Origin of the sequence: Paenibacillus sp. FSL H8-0282 (genome assembly GCF_037963825.1) — a bacterium.
Taxonomy (GTDB): Bacteria; Bacillota; Bacilli; order Paenibacillales; family Paenibacillaceae; genus Paenibacillus_AQ; species Paenibacillus_AQ odorifer.
On record NZ_CP150146.1, the window covers coordinates 4449557 to 4476170 of the forward strand.

At 42.5% G+C, this 26614-nt stretch carries 22 protein-coding genes; 7 read left to right on the forward strand and 15 right to left on the reverse strand.

Going from position 1 to position 26614, the window contains the following annotated elements:
• Positions 1-346: 346 nt before the first annotated feature.
• Both NST94_RS19280 and NST94_RS19285 read left to right on the forward strand, forming a co-directional pair.
• Positions 347-1258, forward strand: coding sequence for a LacI family DNA-binding transcriptional regulator (locus NST94_RS19280; RefSeq protein ID WP_076129864.1), 912 nt, complete (start codon positions 347-349; stop codon positions 1256-1258).
• 48 nt (positions 1259-1306) lie between these two features.
• Positions 1307-2572, forward strand: coding sequence for an MFS transporter (locus NST94_RS19285; RefSeq protein ID WP_280753049.1), 1266 nt, complete (start codon positions 1307-1309; stop codon positions 2570-2572).
• Positions 2573-2595: 23 nt separating this feature from the next.
• Here the strand turns inward: NST94_RS19285 and NST94_RS19290 are convergent, their stop codons facing one another.
• Both NST94_RS19290 and NST94_RS19295 read right to left on the reverse strand, forming a co-directional pair.
• Positions 2596-3348, reverse strand: coding sequence for a hypothetical protein (locus tag NST94_RS19290; protein WP_280753048.1), 753 nt, complete (start codon positions 3346-3348; stop codon positions 2596-2598).
• Between the two features lie 136 nt (positions 3349-3484).
• A complete protein-coding gene (locus NST94_RS19295) occupies positions 3485-4528 on the reverse strand; it encodes a phosphotransferase (protein ID WP_280753047.1) in 1044 nt (347 codons plus the stop codon).
• A 156-nt stretch (positions 4529-4684) separates the two neighbouring features.
• On the opposite strand from NST94_RS19295, the gene NST94_RS19300 reads away from it, so the two are divergent.
• Positions 4685-6547 (forward strand): rhamnogalacturonan lyase, encoded by a 1863-nt coding sequence (locus NST94_RS19300; protein WP_280753046.1) that lies wholly within the window; start codon positions 4685-4687, stop codon positions 6545-6547.
• 243 nt (positions 6548-6790) lie between these two features.
• Here NST94_RS19300 and NST94_RS19305 read toward each other — a convergent pair whose 3' ends face one another.
• The 9 genes from NST94_RS19305 to NST94_RS19345 all read right to left on the reverse strand — a co-directional run bounded on the left by NST94_RS19305 (position 6791) and on the right by NST94_RS19345 (position 17412).
• Positions 6791-7555, reverse strand: coding sequence for an ABC transporter ATP-binding protein (locus NST94_RS19305; RefSeq protein WP_076129868.1), 765 nt, complete (start codon positions 7553-7555; stop codon positions 6791-6793).
• Between the two features lie 14 nt (positions 7556-7569).
• Positions 7570-9909, reverse strand: a complete 2340-nt coding sequence (locus NST94_RS19310) for an ABC transporter permease (protein ID WP_280753045.1) — start codon at positions 9907-9909, stop codon at positions 7570-7572.
• Positions 9910-9943: 34 nt separating this feature from the next.
• The gene (locus NST94_RS19315; protein WP_280753044.1) at positions 9944-11221 is read right to left on the reverse strand and encodes an MFS transporter; all 1278 of its coding nucleotides are present in this window, start codon (positions 11219-11221) and stop codon (positions 9944-9946) included.
• A 12-nt stretch (positions 11222-11233) separates the two neighbouring features.
• On the reverse strand, positions 11234-11857 hold the full coding sequence (locus NST94_RS19320) for a TetR/AcrR family transcriptional regulator (protein WP_076129871.1): 624 nt from the start codon (positions 11855-11857) through the stop codon (positions 11234-11236).
• Between the two features lie 613 nt (positions 11858-12470).
• Positions 12471-13148 (reverse strand): DUF1266 domain-containing protein, encoded by a 678-nt coding sequence (locus tag NST94_RS19325; RefSeq protein WP_051491590.1) that lies wholly within the window; start codon positions 13146-13148, stop codon positions 12471-12473.
• Positions 13149-13164: 16 nt separating this feature from the next.
• Positions 13165-14649, reverse strand: coding sequence for a J domain-containing protein (locus NST94_RS19330; RefSeq protein WP_076301744.1), 1485 nt, complete (start codon positions 14647-14649; stop codon positions 13165-13167).
• Entirely contained in the window at positions 14646-16346 is a 1701-nt protein-coding gene (locus NST94_RS19335; protein ID WP_076301745.1) for a molecular chaperone HscC, read from the reverse strand. The genes NST94_RS19330 and NST94_RS19335 overlap by 4 nt, the downstream gene beginning before the upstream one ends.
• A gap of 219 nt (positions 16347-16565) precedes the next feature.
• A complete protein-coding gene (locus NST94_RS19340) occupies positions 16566-17135 on the reverse strand; it encodes a hypothetical protein (RefSeq protein ID WP_076301746.1) in 570 nt (189 codons plus the stop codon).
• Between the two features lie 85 nt (positions 17136-17220).
• A complete protein-coding gene (locus NST94_RS19345) occupies positions 17221-17412 on the reverse strand; it encodes a cysteine-rich CWC family protein (protein ID WP_076301798.1) in 192 nt (63 codons plus the stop codon).
• Positions 17413-17576: 164 nt separating this feature from the next.
• Here NST94_RS19345 and NST94_RS19350 point away from each other — a divergent pair, with 164 nt between their 5' ends.
• Positions 17577-18125: a MepB family protein gene (locus NST94_RS19350; protein ID WP_076301747.1), complete on the forward strand. Its 549-nt coding sequence runs from the start codon at positions 17577-17579 to the stop codon at positions 18123-18125.
• Here the strand turns inward: NST94_RS19350 and NST94_RS19355 are convergent.
• The gene (locus tag NST94_RS19355) at positions 18095-18625 is read right to left on the reverse strand and encodes a hypothetical protein (protein ID WP_076301748.1); all 531 of its coding nucleotides are present in this window, start codon (positions 18623-18625) and stop codon (positions 18095-18097) included. The two genes, NST94_RS19350 and NST94_RS19355, sit on opposite strands and share 31 nt — an antisense overlap.
• Positions 18626-18732: 107 nt before the next feature.
• Here NST94_RS19355 and NST94_RS19360 point away from each other — a divergent pair, with 107 nt between their 5' ends.
• Positions 18733-19341 (forward strand): isoprenylcysteine carboxylmethyltransferase family protein, encoded by a 609-nt coding sequence (locus NST94_RS19360; protein WP_076301749.1) that lies wholly within the window; start codon positions 18733-18735, stop codon positions 19339-19341.
• Between the two features lie 127 nt (positions 19342-19468).
• Positions 19469-20737 carry an alkaline phosphatase gene (locus tag NST94_RS19365; protein WP_076129878.1) on the forward strand — a complete coding sequence of 423 codons (1269 nt, stop codon included), beginning with the start codon at positions 19469-19471 and terminating at the stop codon, positions 20735-20737.
• Positions 20738-21293: 556 nt separating this feature from the next.
• Here the strand turns inward: NST94_RS19365 and NST94_RS19370 are convergent.
• Complete coding sequence (locus NST94_RS19370; protein WP_036688994.1) at positions 21294-21815, reverse strand: PadR family transcriptional regulator; 522 nt, start codon at positions 21813-21815, stop codon at positions 21294-21296.
• Positions 21816-21996: 181 nt separating this feature from the next.
• Between NST94_RS19370 and NST94_RS19375 the strand changes: the two genes are divergently transcribed.
• Positions 21997-23922 (forward strand): FAD-dependent oxidoreductase, encoded by a 1926-nt coding sequence (locus tag NST94_RS19375; protein ID WP_076301751.1) that lies wholly within the window; start codon positions 21997-21999, stop codon positions 23920-23922.
• A 436-nt stretch (positions 23923-24358) separates the two neighbouring features.
• Here the strand turns inward: NST94_RS19375 and NST94_RS19380 are convergent, their stop codons facing one another.
• Both NST94_RS19380 and NST94_RS19385 read right to left on the reverse strand, forming a co-directional pair.
• Positions 24359-25453: a winged helix DNA-binding domain-containing protein gene (locus NST94_RS19380; protein ID WP_076301752.1), complete on the reverse strand. Its 1095-nt coding sequence runs from the start codon at positions 25451-25453 to the stop codon at positions 24359-24361.
• 90 nt (positions 25454-25543) lie between these two features.
• Positions 25544-26605, reverse strand: coding sequence for an LLM class flavin-dependent oxidoreductase (locus NST94_RS19385; RefSeq protein ID WP_218640534.1), 1062 nt, complete (start codon positions 26603-26605; stop codon positions 25544-25546).
• Between the last annotated feature and the right edge of the window lie 9 nt (positions 26606-26614).

A 26614-nucleotide genomic window follows, 5' to 3' on the forward strand; every position in this document is an offset into this window, starting at 1 on the left:
TCTTTAGATTAGATATCCTCTTGAAAAAGATATGGAACCATCATACTCTACGCTTACTTTTTTAATGTTAGGTTTATGCAAAACTCCAGCATAAAAATAATACAGCGGAAGGATGACCATTGGGTCAATAAACATTTTTTCAGCTTTTGCATAAAGCTTGTTTCGTATAATTTAGCTTAAGACGATTATCAAGCAGATCTTCCCAGGGTTGAATCTCAAGGGCTACATTCTTCCATTTCTAGCAACTTAACAGGGTCATCTGACTGCTCACTCCCCCCCATTGACGCTTTAGAATCAGAATGTTAATCTTTAGAAAATATCACAAGGATAAGGGAGCTATTTACTGGTGAAAAAGACAACCATGAAGGACATCGCACTTCGTGCCAATGTCTCCGTCGCAACAGTGAGCTATGTTCTGAATCGTGTCGGCAACCAAACCATTCCTGAGAAAACGCGCCAGCAGATTCTTCAGCTTGCCGAGGAACTGCATTACATACCGAATCTGGCAGCACGTTCACTTGCGAATCAGAAAACAGGATTGGTCGGTGTGCTTGTTAACACAGCAGCCCATACCCCACACTGGAAGCTCCATGCCCAGTTCTCATTTATACATGCCTTGGAACAACGGTTAACAAATGCTGGTTACCATACGCTGCTATATTCACTTGATGTTGACCAGCCTTCTTTGGATATTATCGTAGAAAGAAAGCTGGAGGCTGTATTTCTGATCGATGTGCGCGAGGAAGCCTTTTATTCGATCTCCAAGCATTTTGTAGAAGGAATTCCTTTGATTCTGATCGACAGCATGATAGAAGATAAACTCTTTAAGCAAGTCTTTTTCAACTATCGAGCAGCTCTGCAAAAGGTAAAACCACAGGACCTTTCACAGGTATGTTTAATTATGGAGAGCTTCAATAACTCTTTCCTCACCCGCTTTATTCAGGACAGTCTTCCATTACCTGAAGAAGCGATATTCACCGTTGTCAATTTGGAGGAATTAAATACATTCTTACAGGAGGGGGGCTATAAAGAGGCCATTGTCATTAATGAGTTTATTGGAAGTTACGTTGAAAAAAACGGGAGGTTCGAACAACTCTCTGTTCTTTGCACCTGCAATTGTCCGGAAATATTAGGAGATGACGTTCATAAATTCATTTTCACAGGGGATAAAGCGGCTACTGCATTTGAACTCATGGACAAATTATTGCATCATTCTGACTACTCCGCACAAGAAAATAATTGTTATTTTGTAGAATAATTTTTTTGGCTATTCACTTAAGCGTTTAAGTTGAAAGGAGCATAACTTATGCCTGGTCCTGTATTAGTGAAACAAGTTCCCTCTGCTGTTCAAGCTCATCCCTCACTTTGGGGAAATCGGAGATTCCTGCTGCTACTCAGTTCGTACTCCATTTCCTTGTTCGGTAACACTTTTCATAGTATTGCTTTAAGTTTATGGGTACTGCAAACGACCGGCAGCGCCAAAATGATTGCCATCATCACGATAATCAATTTATTGCTTAGTTCTTTGCTCGGATCGATAGGGGGAACTTTTGCGGATAGGGTCAATCGTCGAACCCTCATGCTGATCACAGATCTGATAAGTTGCGGACTCGTAGTGACGCTAGCTTTAGCCATTTCCCTGCCCTCTACTTCGTTCATTATCGTCGCCATACTGACGGGTCTTACGACCATTTCAGCTTTATTCCAGTCCCCGGCATACCAAGCTTCTATCACTACTGTTGTTGGTAAAGAACATCTACAAAAAGCGGTAGGACTGTTGAACTTGTCTGAAAACATCTGCCGGACTATTGGTTATTCCGCCGGTGGGATTTTCGTAGCGAGTTTTGGAGCAGCCGACGCTATTTTATTTGATGGAGCTACATTCTTCCTCTCCTTTCTGCTCGTGTTAGCGGTCCGTTCCCTTCCTTTGCCAACTCAATTAAATAACGTGCCCAAGAAAGAACGGAAATTCACACAGGATTTGATCGATGGAATTCGCTATATTTGGAGGTACCCTTTTGCACGCGCCGTTATGATTATGCTTCCTACCTTAACCTTATTTTTTGTCCCCTCTCTGATGTTGACCCAGGTTATGGCCGTTAAAGTGTGGGATTCCACTCCCTTTCAGTTTGGACTTATTGAAGCCTGTATTCCACTTGGTTATATGATCGGATCCGGTCTGATCTTGCTGCTCGGCTCCAAATTGAAAAACAGAGGTTTCCTTATTATGACTGGACTGCTATGTCTCGGTCCCCTGTACCTCCTGTTATCATTCGTCACTTCCGCTGCGATTGCCATTCCTATCATTCTTGTGATTGGCTTCATGTTCTCATTCTCCACTTTGCTGATTAATACAATCCTTAGGCTGGAAGTTTCAGAAGACATCCAGGGTAGGGTGTTTGGTGTATTAGGTTCTATCATGAGTGTAGCCCCAACCATTGGTCTTACTGCTGTCTCGTTCTTGTCTGATCTCTTCAGCCCTGGTCCTGTCATGGGTTCAATCGGAGTCTTACTGCTGCTGTTTGCCTTATCAACTATCACTAAATTAAAGGTAATTCGAAACTACAAGTAATTTCAGAACGTATCCTGTGTTCTTTATCGCCCTCTTTTTCTAATAACGCGTCTAAGATGAAGCTCAAACAGTAATAAAACAACCAGAAAAATCAATAACAGGAGACCCGCTATTCCAGTTAGAAACGGAAATAGGAGTGGGAAGAAAATACTAGGATAGGCCTTAGTAACATCTGAATAATAGCCCATACCCATAAGGGAGGTACCGGAGAACTCGATTAGCTTGACGCCTAAATGATTGTTGCTTCTTTGCGCATAGCTGAGAACCTCTTCGTCTACTTCTCCGTCTTGTGCAATCGTGATGATTTTCCATTTTCTTGTTTCCATGGGTTGACTATCGTCGGTCAGTCTTTGGACTATATTTATTTGATTCTCACCAGTCTTTCGGTCCTTTACTGTGAGAATATCTATCCACGAAAAATACCTGCTGCCTCTGTCCCGATTGGATAGCCATATTTCATCAGGGGTGGAGATTTTTTGATCATTTAATAAGAACTGAACTTTGACAATATCACCAGGCGGGACCTTCTCCTCTTCATCCCATGGGGTCAACTCTGCTTTCCTGCCTGTTTTTTCTTCCCTGATTTTAATATTCTTATCATCAACCGTTATCTCTTGTACGTTTATTGGGTTATATTCTTTTTCAGCATGCTTTATCTCATAACGCTGATTAATTTGATCAGAGATTATGTACTCACGTATATAGTTGAACAATGGGTTAAAAGAAATCGCCAACAAAAATAGCGAGACGCCAGATATAACTATAAACTTCTTCATAAGTCCTCCTTTTTAACGTACAGTCAGTTTAAACTTTTGGCGTGAACCCCCTTCCGGTCCATCGGAACACACTCATCCATTTATATCTTCCATCGTAGCGTTAATAACATTCATAAATAAGTTCTCCTTTAATAGATTAGGCACTACCTTCCTCTAAATCTCCCAACCATAATAAACATTGTGGAATAAAATCTGCGTAGTTCTGTAATGCATTAATCGTACGGATTACCTCACGAGTACCCAGCTCCCGTTCTGCATCATCTGAGCTCTCCAGTCCTAGCGAACGTCTGATATTGTAAGCTAACCATTCTAATTTTCCCAAAAAGCCATAGTTGAGCACAACCTGCCAATCCGCATAAATCTCTCCGCCATGCTCCAGATAGCTGTTAATCAAATTTGAGAATGCCTTTTTGCTTAAATCTCCCGATTCAGAACCTGACCAATATAAAGCTACATCTATCAGCTCTAACGTCGGATGAATAGGTCCTGCTGCTTCCCAATCGATTATTATCGGAACTTTCTGCTCATCCCACAAGACATTTTTGGGGTCTAAATCCCGATGGCTGATAACATAATGATTCGTCAATAGACTCGCTGAAGAATGAATCAATGACTCCCAATTCTCTATCTTATGCAGGTGATCTGCCAGCAAGCTTGACCATTCTGCACCCTGCTGCTCTCCTTTGAGAGCAAGCTCCTTCCAATTGGCAACTGCAGCCTTAGACGCTTTAAGCGTTTCAAAGTGATGATCATCCGTTCCCTGTGAGAAATCGATGATGTGGAGCTGCGCAAGAATTGCCCCAATCTTTTTACAACAATCTAAATCTATTTCATCTAAAGGTAATGCCTTCCCCTGAACCCATGGAAACAATAAATAAAATTGCCCTTCAACCTCGTGCATACTACTGCCATTAGATACGATTGCCGGAACAGCATGGATTCCCTTTTGATAAGCCAGATTCGCAACCATTTCAGAAAAAATATAATTGGACATTGCTGTATCTCGTTGCATAATTTGAGGATTTAAGGCCTTTACTGCGTATTGCGCTTTATCCGTTTGCAGGCGATACATTCTGTGCAAGAGTCCGCCTGTTATCGGTTCAGGTTCATTCATCAACAGACCCAGATTATATTTGGCACAAAGTGTAGCGAATTTTAAAGTATAGCTTATATTTTCCATGTTATGTATTCCTTTCTGTGTGAGTAAAGTCGTACTCATTTAAAATGGTTCAAGTAAATTTAAAACATATTTTTATCTTTATGAAATATTATGTACTGTTCACTATGACATCCTGTGTAACCCTCGTGAACCAAAAATGAAAAGGAGGCTTCGTTAATGAGTAAGCGGTTACATCAATCAGGGTATCTTGTAATCATTTGGTTTTTAGTCTTTACCTTAGGGACGGCAGCTTTTGGCTCTCTTTCCTCTGTGTCGGCAGCATCTGCCCGGCAAGCGGAAAAGCTAAATCGGGGACTAGTAGCAGTGAAGGTATCCAGCGGTGTATTTGTGAGCTGGCGGCTACTCGGAACAGAAGAACTGTCGGTTTCTTTTAATTTATACCGCAATGGTACAAAAGTAAACGTTACCCCAATCACGGACAGCACGAATTATCAGGATAACGCCGGCACAACTTCGTCTAGCTATACAGTTCGAGCAATCGTCGGCGGTATTGAGCAATCAGATTCCCCAGCAGCAAATGTATGGGCCAACAACTATTTGGACGTTCCAATTCAAATTCCGGCTGGCGGCACTACGCCAGATGGCGTAAGTTATACCTATAGTGCCAATGATGCCAGCGTGGGCGACTTAGACGGTGACGGGGAATATGAAATCGTGTTGAAGTGGGATCCTTCCAATTCCAAAGACAACTCGCAAAGTGGCTATACAGGCAACGTCTATCTGGATGCCTATAAGCTGAATGGAACTCGGCTATGGCGAATTGATCTGGGTAAAAATATTCGGGCTGGCGCACATTATACTCAATTTCTAGTCTATGATTTCAATGGTGATGGTAAAGCCGAAGTAGTCTGCAAAACAGCAGACGGTACAGTTGACGGAGTTGGCGTAACCCTTGGAAACACAAGTGCAGATTATCGCAACTCCAGTGGATATATCCTGACCGGGCCTGAATATCTGAGTGTATTTTCCGGACAAACGGGCAAAGCCTTAACCACGATTGATTATGTTCCTGCCAGAGGAACCGTATCCAGTTGGGGTGACAATTATGGCAATCGAGTAGACCGCTTTTTAGCAGGTGTAGCCTATCTGGATGGAGTACATCCAAGCATCATTATGGCACGTGGTTATTATACACGCACAGTCGTTGTAGCTTTTGACTGGAATGGCAGTGCTTTGACCCGTAAATGGACCTTTGATAGCAATAGCTCCACCAATGCTGGAACCGCCGGTCAAGGTAATCATAGCTTAAGTGTAGCCGATGTGGATAACGATGGTAAGGATGAGATCATTTATGGTGCCTTAACCATTGATAATAACGGTGAGACCTTATACAATACAGGGCTGGGTCATGGAGACGCGCTGCATGTAGGTGATTTAAATCCGAACCGCCCCGGTCTCGAAGTTTTTAAAGTCATGGAAAATACTAGTTCTCCCTATGGCGCTGCGGTATGGGATGCTGCAAACGGGACGGTCTTATGGGGTGTATACACGGGAAAAGATACCGGCCGGGGGATGGCTGCCGATATTGATCCCAATTATCCCGGGGAAGAGGTATGGGCTCACGGCGTTGGCCTATACTCCATTACAGGCACCAAAATAAGCAGCTCAATGCCTTCTGTGAATTTTGGAATCTGGTGGGATGGCGACTTGTCCCGCGAACTGCTGGATGGTGTCAAGATTGATAAATGGAACCCTGCAAGCAACTCCGTTACCAATTTATTAACCGGAGCGAGCGTAGCATCCAACAATAGTACCAAAGCAACGCCAAGCCTACAGGCCGACCTGCTTGGAGACTGGCGCGAAGAGGCTATCTGGAGAAAGTCCGATAACTCGGCTCTACGAATCTATACAACTACGAACATCACCACTAATAAAATATATACCTTAATGCATGATCCAGTATATCGGTTAAGCATTGCCTGGCAGAATACAGCTTACAATCAACCTCCGCACACAGGATTTTTCCTAGGCAACGGTATGGCCACTGTGTCTAAACCCAATATCTACGTAGTGCCGTAAGCTTTCTAAAGAATCAGTAAGTGAACAAAAAAGCAATTGCCGTTATCCGGATGTGCCGGGGCAACTGCTTTTTTGTTCGGTTTATACCAGCATCAGCAATGATCGAGGTGCGTTAATAGTTTTTTTAATTGTTTAATGCCTTCGCATTGAGTGGTTATTATTGCATATAGGATAGGTTTTAGTGCTGGGCAGATATTAAACTGCAAAACGTTGTTTGACATTCGTACAGCGCTAGATCCCCAATTAGAACCCCAGCTTTAATAGCCAAGCCGCAAGCTTCTCCTCCCGCCTTTTCAATTCCCCATCTACGCGATTATATTTTCCAAGCCGTTGCTCAGCTGCAATGCTGCCATCTAGCATATACAAGACACGCTCAGCTTGAGCAGCGACTTTAGCATCATGTGTGGCGATTATAAGCGTTGTTCCTGATTGATTAATATCTGCTAATATGTCCATGATTTCACTAGCTGCTTTTGAGTTAAGCGCCCCGGTTGGCTCATCGCCAAATAATATATCTGGCTGATTAATGAGTGCTCTGCAGATTGCTGCTCTTTGTAATTGTCCTCCTGACACCTGTGTAATATCACGTTCAGCCAGCGCAGATATTCCTGTTTTGTTCATTAACTCAGCTGCTCTTTTATTGATAGTTCTACGGCTGCTGGTTCTCGCCCGATAAGCAGACAGGATGATATTGTCGCGGATATTCAAGTTTTTTAACAGATGCATTTGCTGAAAAATAAAGCCCATATGCTTTAAGCGCAGACCGGCTAATTCGTTCTCTGAAACTCCGCTGATCTCCTGCCCTTTAAAAATAACACTTCCCTCTGTCAACTTATCCATCCCGCTGATCGTATACAGCAATGTTGATTTTCCTGAACCAGAAGGTCCCATGACAGCTATGAATTCCCCCTGAGACACCTGAAGCTGAACATCCTTTAATATCGACTGCGGAGTTCCTTGCCCTGTTGAATAACTTTTTTTTAACCCTTTCGTCTCTAATATGAACATTCTGCCACCTCCTATCATTCGGCAATTAGTTTGGCTATACTGGATTTTCTGATTGAGATCGTGCTTGTTACGGTGGTGAGCGCTACAATAAGCATGAAAAGTAGAGGAAGAATAAGATAGGCTACCGCCGGATTGACTACAAACTGTATCTTAGAAGCCCCCATGAAAGAGCCTAGCATTTGAGCAATTTTTTGCCCGAGAGTGTTAGCCGCAAAAGTACCAAGAATGACGCCCAACCCTGATATTATCAGCATCCTTACCAGGTATTGCCTACGAATATCTCCTAACGTAAAGCCAACACTTCTCAAAATAGCGTTTTGCGAAGAATCCTTGGCAAGCAGCATTTTCAGAAATAAAGAGGTAATCAATATCGAAATCGAAAATGCGATAACGATGGATAAGCCTGTAACCAGCTTCAATTGGCGAATTGTATTTCCTAATGTCTGAGCTAAATAGCTTTGCAGATGAGTGATTTTTGCTGGATAAAATAATTTGGTGTACTGATCCATTTTTGCCTGGACGGAAATTCCCGGATTCACATCCAAAGCTACTACATACCAGAGAACCGTCTTCGAATCATATGGCAATTGCGCTTTTGCGGTTCGGCCACCATTAGTTATATCCTGATAGATCCCGCTAACGGTCAATTTTCTTGCCACCCCAGCAACCTCTAAATGAACGATATCCCCCACCTTTTTATTCAGTTCCTTGGCGTTCAGGTCAGAAAGAGCGATCTCATTTGCACTTCTAGGAGTTCCTCCATGAACATACGAGAGCGGAAAAATAGTAAAGTCACCGGTTTCAACATTTAGCGATTCCCATACACCATCACTACCTAATACCTTAAATCTAGAAGTAATCAGTGGAGAAAATTTAGAGATGTCCGGGTCATTTTCAAGCTTGGTTATCATCTCATTAAAACGCTTCTCTATTTGGTTCGATTGCTGCAAATCAATGCGAATATCGCTCTGACCGACGCCCATATAAGAAACAAACCGGGGAGACTGAAGGGTATTCAATATATTCACTGGCACTAGAACGATAAACAAACTGATCACAAATACGAAGAACAATAATCCGTACATGGTGAAGCGCCCGTAAACATCTTTTACCCCGAGAAAAGCATTCACGTTAACAAATTTACGCTTGCTAAGTGAAAATCTGCTTGTGTTCATCCTTGCTTCACCCCTCGTACCTGACCGTAAAGCTTCTACAACCGTGATGCGATTAAAGCGTCTAAGAATCATCCGGCAAAAGAATACAACAACTCCAAAGATCAAACCTACCGCCAGGACAGGAACAAAATATTGAAGGATACTGGCAGGAGCAACGCCCAAATACAAAGTAATATTAGCTGTAAACAAACGAACCACACCTAAAGACAGTAAATATCCACATACAGAGGCGACGGCTGCCATCACGATATATTTTGCTAAATAAATGCTGCGAATATCTTGCTGCGTGATCCCAATCGCTTTCATGACACCTATCTCTCTGTAATCCTCTTCCAAGGTAGCGATCATCGTAAATCTGAGACATAAAATAGCAATCAGCATCTGCAGAACACTTACCAAAATAATAACAACTGCGATAATCCCGTCCGTCAGTGCATTCAGCGTTTTAAATAAAGGATAGTCAATGGAGGGGCCTTTATTGGGCAGATTTGAGGATTGATACTCATTGCGGAAATCATTGAGCTTAGATAGATCTGTAAGCTGAAATTCAATCAGGTATTCAGGTTCGCCGAGCTGTTGTTTAAGCGCTGTAAAGTCAGCAGCATTTACGACAAAACGTTTGGAGCTGACCATGGCTGGATTCATTTGGACATCCCTTACAAAATCAGTAATCACAAACTTTTTATCGAACTGTTCACCTAGAACACTAACTACGTCGCCGATTTTCAGATTCTTTTGCTTCATATAATAAATGGGGACAGCGATTTCTCCTGCCGATACCTCAATCACCTTGTTCTCTAAATTCAACAGCAAATCAAATGAAGGGTTCTGCTCTACAAAGCCGATATCCATCACGCTGTTTGCTTCCGAGCCTTGGTTACTGCCTAGATAAACGTTAGATCCATCCAAGTTAAGCATCTCTACGGTTTGTTGATCTTTCACCAGTGGATTAGCGGCTGTAAAGCTCTCGATTGCTGAGCTGTCGATTTGTCCTGCGTGCATCTGCACGAAATGAGGGGCTTTAGATTTAATCAATAGCTGATTCAAGGACCCCGACAATTCTATAATCACTTGCGACGCTGAAGCAACAAGCAAAGCCGATAACATGATAAACACAAATAATCCGAAGGTAATGATTTTATTGCGTTGAAGGTCTCTTTTTACAATTCGTAGCAGCATTGACGGGCCTTCTCCTCTCTAATACGGAATTCAATTATTCACGTTCAAGGCAGCGAATTGATTTCATTCTGGGGATCACAAATGCCATAATAATGATGAGCAAACCAGAGATGATAAATAATAAGCCGATTCCCCGTCCTTCCCCTGTGCCTATCACCTTACCTACTGATGAAGCAATCAGACCTCCCTCTCGTAAAAGAGGATTAAACACTTGATCAGCCAATATGCCAGCAAAAGCATACGCAGCCACATAACCAAGTTGTGATAAAATGCCAATGATCCCCCATGCCCGCCCCTGTGTGTCATTTGGGATATGGTTGCGAATCATAACGTCAGCACTGGTATTAACAAAAGGCAACGTTGCAAAAAATAAAAAGCCAGCAGCTGTAATAAAAGCAACATTCGTGGTCAGACCCACCAAAGAAAAAAACAGTCCGGCGAATCCTAGGCCGAGCGCTAATACTTTGATATATTTACGATCGATGCTAAAAACTCCAATAATCAGACTGCCGAGCAACATCCCTATAGCACTTACAGACAATACCGTGCCTAGAGTTTTCGTATCCGTAAAGGGTAGAAGCATAGGCGTATATAAGGTTTGGAGAAAACCCACATAAAAAGTAACGACAGACAAAATGATCGTAAGCTGCAGTACACCTTTCGTGTAAATAAGAGCATCCCAGCCCTCCTTCAAATCTTTTACAAACGACTGATTCGTCGGAACTCTGTGTTCAGTCTGTAGATTCCTGCGAACAGCCATCACTGCAAGAACTGTAACTAGAAAGGTTGAGATATCTATAAGCAGGATAGTTTTTATATCCATAAAGCTAAGCAAAATCCCGGCAAGGATAGGAGAAAGAAGATATTTTGAGGACGCAGCAAGCTGAACTAAACCACTGGCCTTGGCAAATTGCTCCTCTGTTAATAAATCTGTAATGGTAGCCTTGTAGGCAGGTTCAAGCAAGGATACAAAAATCGAACTAAACGTCACGCCCAGACAAATCTGCCATAAATGAGGTTCACCCAGCAGCATGATGATGAGAACATATACAAGTCCAAAAGCAGACAACAAATCCCCTGCTATCATCATCAATCGCCGATCAAACCGATCCGCTAACACGCCGCCAAAAGGACTGAGCACAATGGAAGGGAGAAAAGCACATAAGGTTAAAAGTGCCACGCTAGAGGCAGTCTGTGTCATCTGGAACACATAAACCCCTAAGGTGAAAGCTGTCAACCCGCTGCCAACACTGGATATCCACTCCCCCATCCAAATGATCATAAAATTTCCGAAGGATTTGTTGTTCAGCATATTCCCTCTCCCCTACTCAAACATTTGAAACACATAGTCGAAGCTGCCCTTCTCCGCCCCTAGCGTAATTTCCATCGTATAGATAAAAGCTCTTATCTTCTGGATGATTTCCTCAGGCTGCCACTTGAATATCCCTTCATCAAAAAGAAATTGAGAGGTAATCAATAGAAATTCCATCGTCTCCCGGGGATACGGATTGTGAAACAGTCCCTCCTCTATGCCCTGCTCAATGACCTCCGTCAAAACAGGAGTTAGCCGCAAAATGGTTTCCACCAAGCTTTTCTGGTGCAGCTGTGCATTATCAGCCTGATGGAACTGCTCAATCATTTGGCTTTTTCTGTCCGTATCCGGCTTTTGCGCCATAATGATTTGCAGCAGCTTTTCATGAACGGTCAGCTTAGGATCTGCAGCAATTTGCTTAGCAGCTGCTACACCAGCATCAATAAATCGCAGCACAACAGCATCCATGACCTCTTCCTTCGATTTAAAATAATAGTAGAAGGTTCCCTTCGCGATACCTATAGCCTGCAAGACATCATTCACTGTCGTTTTGGTATACCCTTTCGTAAAAAACAGCATTTCTGCTGTATCCAATATTTCATTTCTACGTTCTTCCGCTTCTTTGGAAATTCTCATCTGCAACGTCCTCCATTCCATCGACCGACCGTCGGTCTATTCCAATTATATACAAATATTAAATCGTGTCAAGATTAACCCGGCATCACAAAAAAGAGAGAATTCCAAAAGCTACGTTATAGCAGCTGGAACTCCCTCGTTTTGGGATATACTGTTGGGTTTAACTGTTGAGTTTTAGTCTTACTGTTTACTGTTTGGTCTTATTGTTTATTGTTTGGTTTTACTGTTTGGTCTTATTGTTTACTGTTTGGTCTTACTGCTGCGTTTTACTTTTAGCTTGCTCTTTGATCTGATCCGTTGAACGAAACCTTTGCTCGCGTTGTAACACTAAACTTCGTGTGCTTAGATCACATTTACACTTAAGACTCAGCATATCGGACACAGCTGACCTTATACGCTGCATTATCCCCCATTTGGATTCCTAACGGACCGCATAGCACCTATTGGCATCAAAAACACCACAAAAGACCGCTTCCTCAAGGAATAGCTGCACTGGAGTCCGAAAATCGGCTCAAAGGGCTATAAATTTGCAAATAGCGTCCTCTGGGTCCTTAAGCAACACGGGATAGGGATTCATTAGATAATCAATAGGTATTAATTACCTAAGTTCGGACTAAGTGGCTTCCGGCTGCAGATTTTGCCCCCAAACGGCTTCCCTGTATAGAATGCTGCTATTTCGCATGAGCTTCTGCAATCCCGTCTCAAATAGATTATCTAATCCGCCGGATTGTACTAATGAAAATTTGCTGCCCAAGGAATAGGCTATATAATAATCCGCCCAACTGCTATAACGTTCTTGTAGCTGCCTTGCGGCTTCTATTTTGTATTCCCAGGCTTCTTCCTTCTTCAAATAATCTTCAACATAACCAATCCGGCTCAGATAAATTACCCAAGCTAACCCAAAAGCAGAAATGTCACCAGAAGGCAACTGATGTATACCTTGTGCAACAACCTTCAGATTAACAAAATCCTCATGATCCTTATGTGCCTCAAGATATTTACTGCGTGAGGTTTCGGAAAGTGTGGCTAATCGAGCATGTAAAGATCTATATTCTGCACGGTTGCCATCTTCTAGAAGCCAGCGAATCTGGCGATGAAAGGAGTTAGCATCCTCGATATTCCATCTTTCACAAGCATTTTTGATTAATCCTCTTTTGAAGAAGACATTACTGAAATCAAACTCATAAACCACATAGTATCTCCCTAAGAGACCACGTATGCAGGTAGAGGAAAGACAGCGGAAATACATTTCCAATCGTTTTCTTTGCTTAACATTGTATTCCTTCAGCATATAGAGCCTCCTGATATTAGTTCGTGAATAGGTATGCTGTTTTGCAAATCTTCCTGATTTTCCATAGAAAAATAAGAATGAACACCGCATTGACAAGCGGGGGAAGCTCAGAAACTGAAAAATAATATATGGTATATACCAAAATATAGAACCAGCTTAATTTCAGGAAAACCAATAGATAGAATAATATAGATCCTATAATGCTCTTTCCAATGCTTACGAGCGAAGAGATACGAAGACGTTGTGGATACAGTTTTTTGTTCTTCAACATGAACTTATTCGCAAGGTAACGAAAATGAATGAACTCGTCCTTTTTAGGCTCATTAGTCTCCGTTTGTGTAAGAGCTTCCTCAATTTGAGAACATGCAATCTTACATTCCAGAATTAAACATTGCACATCTCTATTTCCAGCATCCTCTTGCAACAAATATTCACAATCCTTCATCGCTTCCTCATAACGCTGCAAATAGTAGAGAAGCCGCCCTCTTAATAAGTAACCGTCTCTTTCGTTAGGCCACATAGTGGTTACTCGGTCCAAGCACACCAGCGCTTCCATATAATCAGCAGTATCCAGACAATTCTTAGCTCGCAATAATTGCAGATCAGGATCATACTGAAACAGCTTATTTGCTTCGTCGAGCAGTTGACCCGCTTCAGTATGTTTATCCTCCATCAGCATGAATTGAGCGGATTGCCTCAGATTTAGATAGTGTTCTATGTCAAACTCAAGAGACTCCTGCAAAAGGAAACACTCATAACGCATCTCCATGCTTCCGTCGACCTGCCCCAGTATGTACTCGACTAACTTATTATCATAACGTTGAAGAAATATTTCCTTGTCCTCACGAAAATGAAAAAATGAATCCAACGCCTCCCATACGGCATGAGGCAAATTCCGATGCTGATCAAGGAACAACATAAGCTTATCCCTTAGCCGATCACGATGCTCTATACTCCACATGAAATCTTCATTCAAAAGTGAATGCCACGAAGCTTGTTGAATCCGGCGCGAGAAGTCCGCATACAGTTCCCTAATTTGTCTGTCAAAAATATCTGCTGGCTGTTCTTGATGATCAGCATCAAGTTGAACGGGAAGAGGGCGAAACAGCGTCCACTCGTTTTCATGTGGTATAGAAGTGGTCCCTTCTACTTCTTCCTCGGTGTCTTCCTCCGCAACTTCTTGTTCTTCTTCCTCGCTTTCTTCCTCCTCAGCTTCATCTACTCGTATTACTGTTTCTGCTTGTATCACCATTTTTTCTATTTCTTTTGATATTGCTTCTGCTATTTCTTTCTTATCCTCACCTATAAATGAAGGGACAGTGCTTGCTATACGCTGCCCGGAGCGGGCCCATTTCACGGCTGTATCATAAGCTTCTCTAAGCTGTTGGTATCCTTCAGGGTCATCTTCGGGGTGATGCGATTTCAGCTTTTTGGCATAGGCCTTCTTGATGATAGCTAGTTCATCTGTGGGTTCAATCTCCAACATACTCCAGATTGTCATGTGAAGTATGACCACCCTTCAATTTCCGCCAATTGCTCATTGAAAGCTTGTGCCGCTTTTTCAATCACTTTTTCGTTCTGAGTATATAAAGCATCTTCGAATACTTTCAGACACTGTGCGATAAATTTCCGTTGGTCCCCAAGCACCTCTTCATATAAACGCTCACCTCTAGCAAGCAGAAGCCTGTTCTCGGTACGCTCACGCGGATGAATTTTGATACTCCGCAGTTCCAGTAAACGAGCTTCAATTTGCTTTTTCGTCATTGCACCAGCATTTTGCTCAATGATCATCTGATGCTTCTGACCTGTTGAAACGGTTGTAACCTCCACCTCAAGAATCCCATTCACATCATATGTATATCTGACATCTATACTTTCTTCTCCCCGAGGTGCTTGCGGAATCTGAAACTCCATTTCTCCCAGGAAAAGATTATTTTCAACGCGAGGACTCTCCCCCTGATACACATCCACACTTATGATCTTTTGATTATCTGCGGCTGTATATAGACGTTCTACCCGGCTAACAGGAATCGGAGTGTTACGTTCAATGATCGGAAAGTAATGTCCAGATGACGTTTGTCCGCTTGAACCTCTTCGCAGAACACTGGTTCCTAATGTATAGGGGCAAACGTCCGTCAAAATCATTTCATCCAGCGCTTGATCACGCTGCTTCAGCGCCACCTGAACCGCAGCTCCCAGTGCGACGGTCTCATCTGGGCTGATATTCGCATAAGGCATTTTCCCGAACATACGGCTGATAATTTGCTTAATCAGAGGCATTTTAGTCGCACCCCCAATCATCACAATCCCATCCAGATCGGAAGGCTGCAGAGAAGCATCCCGCAATGCTCTTTCTATCGGCTGTCTTAGACGTATTAGTAATGGTTGTACCAATTGCTCAAGCTCTGAGCGTTCTATAGTCAGCACGTATTCTTCCTCTTTAATAACTATCCGCATAGTCGCAGCAGACTCTGTACCAAGAATTCGTTTACTCTGCTCAGCCTGCTTATACAACATCGACCTCGTTATTGGTGTTAACGATTCAGCGTCCAGCTTATTCTTTTGGATAAAATAGGCCACTAGTATCTCTGTGAAATCTTCCCCGCCAAGATAGTTATCTCCGGCTATCGACTTAACATCCATTACCCCTTCGAAAAGCTCTAGGATTGACACATCAAAGGTTCCTCCACCCAAATCAAAAACAAGAAATGAAGTCTCCTGATTCTGATGCAGGCCATAAGCGAGTGCTGCCGCCGTAGGTTCACTAATAAGCCGCTCTACTTGTAAACCAGCCATCTCAGCCGCTTTCTTAGTTGCTTTCCGCTGAACATCATTGAAATAAGCCGGAACACTGATTATAGCTTTCGTTACGGACTCACCTAGATGATTTTCCGCATCCTCTTTCAGTGATCGCAGAACAAAAGAAGATAACTCTTCAGGAGTAAAAGTCATCGTACCTAGGGTGTATTTCTTTGCTGATCCCATAAAGCGCTTAAAAGTCGAGGCGGTTAACTGTGGATGTGTAATCAGTCTTTCCTGTGCGATTCTTCCAACTAATACTTCTCCCCCTGCATCTACACTAACAATCGAGGGTGTTACATGCTCCCCGAGTACATTGGGAATAATTACAGCCTGACTGCCGTCCCAATAAGCAGCAAGACTATAGGTCGTTCCTAAATCAATTCCGATTGTTCTCACTACTATCTCCACTCCTTTTATATACAATAATATACAAAGAAAAGAGTCCAAGAATCGAAATGTCACTAATTCAACATATTTACATCCAGAGCATAATAATGAAATTGTGCTTCTGCAATAGACATAAAAAAGGTATCTCAAAAGCCACAATGGCTAATGGGATACCTTCATTTTTTGGCGGAGGATATTTTTCTGTACATCATCTATAAAAAAACAGTCTCATTCGTTCTCTGGACGTCCTAACAGCTGATCTATCTTCTCTTTTGCACCTTCCCATGAGGTCAATAATGGAAAAGCATATTGTTCACGGGCCCGCAAATTCCATGGATGCGGAATACAAAGCACTTTTCTTCCCTCCTGCAATGCCGGAACCAGGTTATGCACCCCGTCATCGATCAATAGATCGTAGTTAATAAGATTTTTCCGCTTACAGGTAAAGAAATTTTCAATCGGAATAAACGGCATATGCTTCTGCAGCCAGTTCCATTTTTCCACCACCGACTGGGGTTGGGCTGCCGTAACTATAATTACATCATAAGCGTTATGCAGCTTCTCCATTTCTCCTACGACATGTTCGTCAAACAGTTCAAGCTCTTCATACAGACCGGGCCGCCCATAGAAAATCTCTTGTGTACAATCCGGATGACGTAAATGATCCGTATTCCAATCAAGCATTTCCTCATACCGCAGCAGATGCGTGGGAAAATCATTATTATTATGGTATATGGCTCGCTTCACTAGATGGCAAATTGTATCATCCATATCTACTGCAATTATTGGCTTCCTCATCTGCGCCTCCATTATTTTTTTAGATTACACTTTAATTATATACAATGAAATTACGGTTTTCGTCGAGAGTTAATTAAAATCCCCGTTAATGTTTATTAAATACTTCTACGCATTTTTGGCAGATACAAGCTTTCCCTCTCAGTTCTTCCGGGATCTGTTCTTGCAATTCGAGTGGAATTTCTGTATGGAAACACCAACAGTCACCGCCTTCAGCGCCACAACGATTCAATTCTTTACATAAAGGACAATGGCGTTCTTCAACCAGTATGTTCATCATATCCAAAATTTCTACTCCCCCAAAAATCACAAACTATTTTTCTTTGGAAAACCATATCAATAAAATAAATCCAACTTCAATTTCTCTATTATTCCTACACTTGTGAACTCGGTTCACTTGCATTAAGATAGTAAACATTACGAACTCAAATGGGAGAATAACAGATGAATGATAAGAAGCTGAGCTTTTTAGATACCCTACATAGTGACTTACTTGCTACCATGGAAGAAGTATATAATCCATGCAGGTTTGATTGCTCCGAACCAATTCTTGAACCGCAAAATGCGGAATACGGAGCATATATCTTTACCTTAAATGCGCTGGCCATTAGATTCCGGGTGGCTAAAATCACACCCACTAAAGTCGGGCAATTTGTGACACTATGGGAGCGAATTGGAGATCATCCCATCCAACCCTATGACATCTCAGATCCTGCTGATCTCTTCGTTATAAGTACACGAAATGGGAATCACTTTGGCCAATTTATTTTTCCAAAAGCTGTCCTAAGAGAACAAGATATTCTATCTGATAAAGGTGAAGGTGGAAAAAGAGCTTTTCGAGTCTACCCGCCTTGGGACATTCCCACGAGTCGCCAAGCTCAAAAAACGCAAACATGGCAGTCGGAATATTTCTTGGATATCCCTGCAAATAAACCCGTAGACTACCTTCGTGCGCAAGCACTTTACGGTTTACCCGTAAATCTTACGGTCTGACCTATCTCCTCCACATGTTCCTTATCGCCCTGCAAAATAAAATAATAGTATACATCATCTCCTATTTTCACCGCTTCGGGATATTTAATTATAAGCGCCGCTTGATGATTCCATTCCTCCCCTTGGTCAGCAGAAGGCATAATCAACTTTGCCTTCTCTTCCTCTTTCAACCTCTCTAATGTCAGTTCAGTAATTTGCGGATTGGAGCCATAAGGCTTCAGCTGATGGGAGGTAATGATTTCAGCTACTTCATCTATTGATTGTCCCTCTCCAGACATAGCTGATAATTGAAAAAAACCATCCTTCCCCTGACCCTTCTCATCATCTGCTGAATCTAAGACCCATTCCGTTGGATACTTCAAAGAGACTCCATAAGCATTGGAAGTAAAGGTTGCAAGCCCAGTTTGCGTAACCAGCATACCGATTACAGTACCTGCAAGTACAATAACCGCGATAACCAACACCCATAGCCACCGTTTTTTGTATACTCTTATTTTCACGATATCCCCCTAAATCAATAATTAGTTGACATGTACAATATTAGGAAATAAGATATAAACAAACATATGAGCAATCATTCATATGTATTAGTGAGGAGGAAATTAAAATGAGCGATTTTAAAAATATCCTATCTCTACTTCTTTTCTGCATCTTCCTAATTTCTTATCTATTAAAGCTCCTTATACTTTACAAGAAAAACCACATTAAAGGAAACGTTCTGGCTAAAGGCGCTAAACTATCTAAGATCCATTATACCGAGCTATTGGTAAAAACCTCTACTTTTTTATGGGGCGCAGCATGGTTTGTTTTTTCCGTAGCAGAGTCCTTTATGGTTACACTTGTAGGCAAAACGTTTGATATTCCTGTAATTCACTTTAGCGGTGTTGGTGTAGCTGCCCTCGGATGTTCCATTTTCATTCAAGCTATGATTGCTATGCGCACTTCATGGAGAGTTGGGATTGATAAGACTACTGTAACCAAACTCATCACACACGGTATTTATAAATATAGTAGAAACGCTGCATTTGTCGGGTTTGATCTCATGTTTTTGGGATTGTATCTGATGTACCCCAATCTGTTAACACTCCTAATATTCATTCTTAACATTGCCGCGATTCATTTACTAATTCTTCAAGAAGAGCAACATTTAAAGTCCGTATTCGGAGACGAATATATCCAATATGCCAATAATACACCCAGATATTTTTTATTTTAAAATCTTTTATCAAGCTCCGATAATTTATATTCACTATACCATTTTACATTTTTTACAAGTCCAGAAAACATTCTCTTAATGTAACTACTATAATATGAGACTGTAAACATACATTAGGAGGGAAATTATGAAATCACCGAAAAAGTATGGCGTCAGAACAGCAATTGTAGCGACAGCGGCAACTGCTCTTTTTGTATCCAGCATAGTCACTACAAATGCACCTAATCAAGCAGACGCAGCATCTTCGAACACAAGAAATGTAATTCTGTTTATTGGAGACGGAATGGGTGCTGCTCAGCGTGATGCCATCCGGCTTGCCACCGTAGGTGAAAAAGGAAATCTAGCAATGGATTCCATGCCATACGTTGGATTAATTCATACAAGCTCCACTGTCCCTGTTACAGATTCGGCTGCTTCTGCTTCTGCTTATGCGAGCGGTGTGAAGACTTATAATGGTGCTATCGGAATGGATGCCGATAAAAAAAGTGTTAAGACCATTATGGAATATGCTAAAGATGCCGGGAAATCAACAGGTGTCGTTACCACTAGTCAGATTACAGACGCGACTGGCGCCGCATTTGGTGCTCACGTTGAAGACCGCTCAAAGCAAAGTGATATCGCTCTTCAGCTTCTGACAAAGAGCAAGGTTGATGTTCTGCTCGGTGGGGGTGAGGATTTCTGGTACCCGGCAGGCAATCCCGGCAAATTCCCAGATGAACCCGCTGAAGATCCTTCAGAAAAAAGCAAAGGAACGCAAGGTAACCTTGTGGATAAAGCTAAACAATTGGGCTACACCTATGTAACGAACAAAGCGGATATGCAAAAAGCAAAAGACGGCAAGCTGCTTGGAATATTCGCAAACGAGGAAATGTTCCAGCAAAAGCCTGAGGGTGAAGGAGATATTTATAATCCGGTGGTATCGCTGCCCGAGATGACTAAGAAAGCTATAGATACGCTAGCAACAAATAAAAAAGGATTTTTCCTTATGGTGGAAGAAGAAGGCACTGACGAATTTGCACATCAAAACAACGCTAAAATGACGATTAAATCAGGTCAAGAACTGGACAAATCCGTGCAAGTAGCCAAAGACTTCGCCAAAAAGAATCCAGATACACTGGTTCTAGTGCTTGCCGACCATGAGACCGGCGGATTTTCTATTGAAGCAGTTGACGCAGATGATGAGTCCGGTGACGGCATATCCAAAGAAGACGGTCCATTCGCCATCGCCAATTCCAAACACAATTTTGTAGTGGACTGGACGACCTCAGGCCATACTGCGGTTGATATTCCAATCACAGCTATGGGCAAAAATGCACAATTATTTACTGGAATCTACGAAAACACCGAAGTATTCACCAAGCTTATGCAAGCATCAGGTTTTAAAGCCAAAAAATAAAAGCAAATAATAAAAGCAAATAATAAAAGACTAGCCAGATTTTTTTCTGGGTAGTCTTTTTTATTTTAAAATACAGTATTTACTTAGCATCTGTTCGCACAACAAAAAGGATATCCTTAGTCTGATCCGCCCATTTACCTGTCAGATGAAATCCTCTGATCGTTGCTCCAGGCTCATAATCTTTACTATTTGAACTCAAAAAGGCTGCCAGATTAGACACAAGTTTAAACGTTGCTTTTCGATCTGCGAATTAGTGGATGGTTTCACCAAGCTTTACATAAGGAATAGAAGCCGCAGAATCCTTCATTAGTGCTTGAAAAAGCGCACTCTCATCATCCAGTTCTATGCCCACCTCTCTGGAGAGGGGTTCAACTAATCTGATGTGAAATATTCGATTCCCAATATGATCAAACCCAAAATAAAGATGATGATATCAATCACAAGCGGAAAACTTAAAGCTAAACTATGAATCGATTTTACAAATATACCGTTAATTAACGATTACAGCGAGGTGTGTTTATAAAATTCTATTTTTATAGCTAATCCAACGGTTTCCTTATGCTTCTAATTTACGTGACAGCTCCTTAATTAACTCGATCTCTCGTAAAACCATACTTCGGGTGTAAAAATAGAGCTCCTCAGAGTAATCCATATCCTCACTATTGCCAACTACTTTGGATAACTGCTGTAAATGGTCCAGCTTTTCGTTCATATAAGTCTCTCTGTAATCAAGCAATCTTCTACGTGTCTCCTGATCCAAAAGCTCATAATAAGCAAGACGAATAGACCATTCATTATCAATTCGAATAGTCTCCAGCGTAAATTCTGTTAAGCAGGTGTTAAACCGCTCCTCACCCTCAGTAGTTATAGAATATACATAACGTTTAGGCCGGCGTTCCTGAATTTCCGTTTTTTTGATTACCCATTTTCGCTTTTCAAATAATTTCAGCTTTGGATAAAGCGAGTTATTGTTTACGATTTTATCATTGCCCATTACAAAAATAATGTTTTTTTTAATTTCATAACCATGTTTGGCCCCTTTCATTAATTGGGCCAGAATCAAAACTTCAATATCCATAATCATCCTCCGGGCTTCCGGAATACGTATCCGGTTCATCATTTTCTTATATTACCTCAATTACTACATTCCTGCCAAATCACTCGTGATTTTTTGCACATACTTTCACCCTATCCTTTCGCTAATATAGGTTAAAATAACCTATTTATTTTTAACCTATATGTAGAGAGGAAGTTATCGTATGGAATTCACACATCTATTTAGCAAGGGCACAATCGGAAATATGGAGCTTAAGAACCGGGTCATTTTACCAGCGATGGGCACGAAAATGAACGCGCCGGGTGGATACGTCAGTGATCGTCTGATTGATTACCATGTAGCACGAGCTAAAGGCGGCAACGGCTTAAATACTGTAGAAGTAACAACTATTCACCCAACGGCGGCCTCCGATGATGCTCCTGCCCTTTATGATGATAAATTCATTCCAGGTATGGCTCAATTAGCATTAGCTATTCGAGAGGCAGGAGGCAAAAGCTGTCTACAGTTATGGCATGGAGGTAAAGTAACTCCCAACCTAATTCAGGTCTCCTCTTCACCTGTTCCGTTTGAAGGCGTGACTCATATACCACGTGAACTAGCGCATCATGAAGTCGGTGAGATGGTTCAAGCTTACGCAGATACAGCATTACGTGCGAAGAAAGCCGGATTTGACAGTGTGGAATTCCATGCCGGCCATGGTTATTTGCCCCAACAATTTCTAAGTCCTGCAATGAATTTTCGTCAGGATGAGTACGGCGGTTCTTGGGAGAATCGCTGCCGCTTCCCGCTGGCTTGTATCCGGGCTATCCGGAAAGCGGTTGGACCTGGGTTCCCTATCTTGATGAGAATCTCTGCGATTGAGGATCTACCGGGCGGACTTACGCTGGAAGATATGAAGCTCTTCTCAAAGCTCGCTGAAGAAGCTGGAATTGATGCTATTAATGTATCTCGTGGGGTCCCTGCTGGCGCTGCGATTAAATATGAAGTTCCGCCGATCGATTTACCTGTAGGCTTCAATGTAGATAACGCAGCACAAATTAAATCTGTGGTTAACATCCCTGTTATTGCCGTAGGCCGTATTAATGATCCAGCAATTGCAGACCGGATTATTGCGGAGGGTTTGGCTGATTTTGTAGCCATTGGGCGTGCGCAGCTGGCAGATCCGGAATTCTGCAATAAAGCTTTAGCCGGACGTGCAGACACGATCGTTAAATGTGTGGGTTGCGACCAAGGCTGCTTCGATGGATTCGTGAATCCTAATGTTCCATTTATCAGCTGTGTGTTTAATCCTGCAACCGGTCGTGAAAGTGAATATGAATTGCAGCAAACGGGTATCCCCAAAAAAGTACTTATTGCTGGTGGTGGCCCTGGCGGATTAGAAGCAGCTGTCACCCTGAAACGACGTGGGCATCATCCAATATTATGCGAAAAAAATGACATTCTGGGCGGACAGCTTTATATTGCCGGTGCCGCACCACGTAAAGAGGAAATGGCTGCAGCCGCTCTCAATATGGGAGAAACCGCTAAACGTGAAGGTGTAGACATTCGAATGAATACAGAGGTTACACCTGAATTAATCCAAGAAATTGCTCCAGATGAGGTCATTCTTGCAATCGGATCTTCTCCTATTATTCCGCCTGTGGAAGGCATCGACAGTTCACATGTGGTCAATTCACATGATGTGTTATGGGGAACGGTTCATCCAGAAGGAAGAGTCGTTATTATCGGCGGTGGTTTAGTGGGGCTTGAGGTCGCAGAACTGCTTGTAGAGCGCGGACATCAAATCACTGTAGTTGAAATGCAAGCTGATGTTGCTAATGATCTAGGGCTTCTGCGTAAAATCTGTGTCATGGAAAGTCTATATGGACATGGCGTTGAATTAATGACCAACAGCAAATGTATGGCGATTCAAGGGGATAGCGTAATTGTTGAAAAAGACGGCGAACGTCACAGCCTACCTGCTGATTATGTAGTAATTGCTGTAGGTTCACGCGCCCTTAACAAACAAGCCCTTCAGGACTTCTTGGAGGAAAGCTCCATCCCTTTTCATGTAATTGGCGATGCGGTGCAAGCGCGAAGAGCGCTGAATGCGATTTGGGAAGGCGCTGAATTAGCTAGACGAATCTAATTAAGCTAACTATATGCTTCATGAAAATAACCCGGCAGGTCCGCCCTGCCGGGTTATTTTTTACTCAGAGTGCATTCGTGAAATGTTATTCGGTAATCGGTATCCATTCAACCCTTCACCCTTCACCCTTCACCCTTCACCCTTCACCCTTCACCCATTATGCCGTTCGGACTCAGGAGACGCTATTGAGCTAAAAATAGCCTTTTTACGAATCTATCGGACCCAGATGCCGCTATTCCGCAAAAATAGGGGTCAAAAGAGGTGCTGCGACGGGAATAACTGCAGTGGAGTCCGAAAAGCTCAGCAAATCAGGATTTAGGTGCTAATAAGTGCAACGGTGTCCGTTAGCGAGAGAGATGCGCACAAAAGTATGGTAAGAAAGATGAAAATGGTGAGAATGTCGAGAATGATGAGATTGGTGAGAATAGTGAAATACTCATCTCAATGAACCACTCACATTCATTTTGAGTATCGGCAGCCCAATAAATGCGGCATATCGCTCAGCTTCTTTAAGTACCAACTTTTCCGTATCGCCCAGATCGACAAAAGGATGGATCATAATCTCAATCCCCTTGGTCTTTAGGGTTCTTTTCCATGTACCCACAACCTGACCCTCCACAACAATCATCGGAAGAAAAACACCATTATTCCCCGGAACTATTAAAGGAGCAACGTCGGGCTCTAGAACGGCACTTCGGTCTTTATAACCCAGAATGTACTCATCAAAACCCGGAAGCAGATGAACGCCCGAGTCCTCAGCAGCTGGCTCTAGCCGATGAGCAGACATCCAATACTCACTGCCATCAATAACCTCTGATTGCAGTTGACTTTTGGCCGCTTCCAGACCTCTTCTAGCATCGGTAAGGGTTATGCCTGCCCACCAAGCAAAATCCTGAACAGTTGCAAAACCATGTCCAGTGAAATATCTCCGAGCGAGTTCATACAATGATTCATCGTAAGAAAGTTCTCGAAACTGTGGCACCCATTCCTCTAACAAAACAATCGTTTGCTGCTTACCATTCATCGGTCCGAAACAAATCAACCCTTGGTACGCAACATTCCACAACATATGATAACCACGCTGGTTCCCTGTGTGAATACCTTCTTCTTCTATAAGCTGAAGTAGAAGTGCACGATCTAGCTGCTTTCCACCTTGTAAAGCATTAACTATAATATGTCTACAACGTTCTAGTGTCTGATCATCTAGCCCAAGCTCTGCATTCCGCCGCTTTGTTTGTCCCGCTAAACGCGGCACAGATAGCTGATGCATCCACTTTACATCTTCCGGTGGGACAAAATGAAGCGTACCTCGCAGCGTCCAATTCAGAATCATCTTACGATCAGCGATAGCACGCTCTATATCAGCTAAATTCGAAGATGGAGTACGTAACCCGATCGCCCACATCGCCTGCATGTAATCCTGCGCCTGTACTGCCCCTAATTCTTTAACGACCTGTTCAGGCTTGATTAGCTTGTAATCAACGATCTTCTGGTTATATAGACGTTGCGCAGCTATCATTTTATTCGTCACACTTCGCCTCCTTAAGTGATCCTTCTCAAACCATCGTCTAACCTTATTGGAATAATTTTAATATAATTTTTTCCAATCTCATAGTTTTTCTTATTTCTTAGCTGTGGCCCGTCTTACGGCTGGTGCGACTACCGATCCCAACAAATCAATGATTTGCTCAACCTGAGCATAAGGTAAACCACCAATATCAATCTGAGCCAGAAAACGATTGTGTCCGTACAGCTCATGTTGATAAAGGATTTTTTCAATAACCTGTTGTGGGCTGCCTACGAGCAGCGCATTTCTCACACTCATGGCTTCAGCAAATTGGTCTTTAGGGTACGCTGATCCACGAAGCTCTTTCATCATGTGATTTAAATAAGGGTAATAGTTACGGAACGCTTGCTGTGAATCTTTATCGATATATAAAAGGGTGGTTGTACCCACCGGCAGCTCAGCCGGATTAAAACCTGATTGTGCGGCAACTTGACGATACATATTCACAGAGGTCTTGAACGCTGAAGCAGGTCCACCTAGAACAGCCAGCATCATCGGGATGCCCATTCTTCCTGCCTTAACTGCACTTGCCGGAGGTCCTCCAACCGCTCTCCAGATGGGCAGTTTACCACTCAGTGGCTTCGGAAAAATCTCCATATCATTTAGAGCAGGACGGAATTGCCCTTCCCAAGTAATTCTTTTTTCGTTATTTATTTTCATAAGCAATTCAATCTTCTCTTCGAACAATTCTTCATAATCCCTCACGTCATATCCGAACAGTTCATAAGCTCCTAATCGTGATCCACGTCCAGCAACAATCTCTGCTCTGCCTCCGGATAACAAATCCAATGTCGAAAATTCTTCATGTACACGTACAGGATCCGCTGTGCTCAATACAGTCGCTGAACTGATGAGTTTGATTCGTTCCGTTGCGTTTGCTATAGCTCCAAGTACGACCGATGCTGCTGAAGTAATAAATTTCGGCTGATGACTCTCCCCCACTCCAAACACATCTAATCCAGCATCCTCTGCTAATTTGGCGGCAGCAATGATCTCTTGAATCCGTTGTCGTTCACTGATTGATTTACCTGTTAAGGCATCTGCAACATGATCACCTAATGTGTATAAACCTATTTCTAAACCCTTATTCTCGTCGATTCTATATTGTTCCATCATGATGATGTC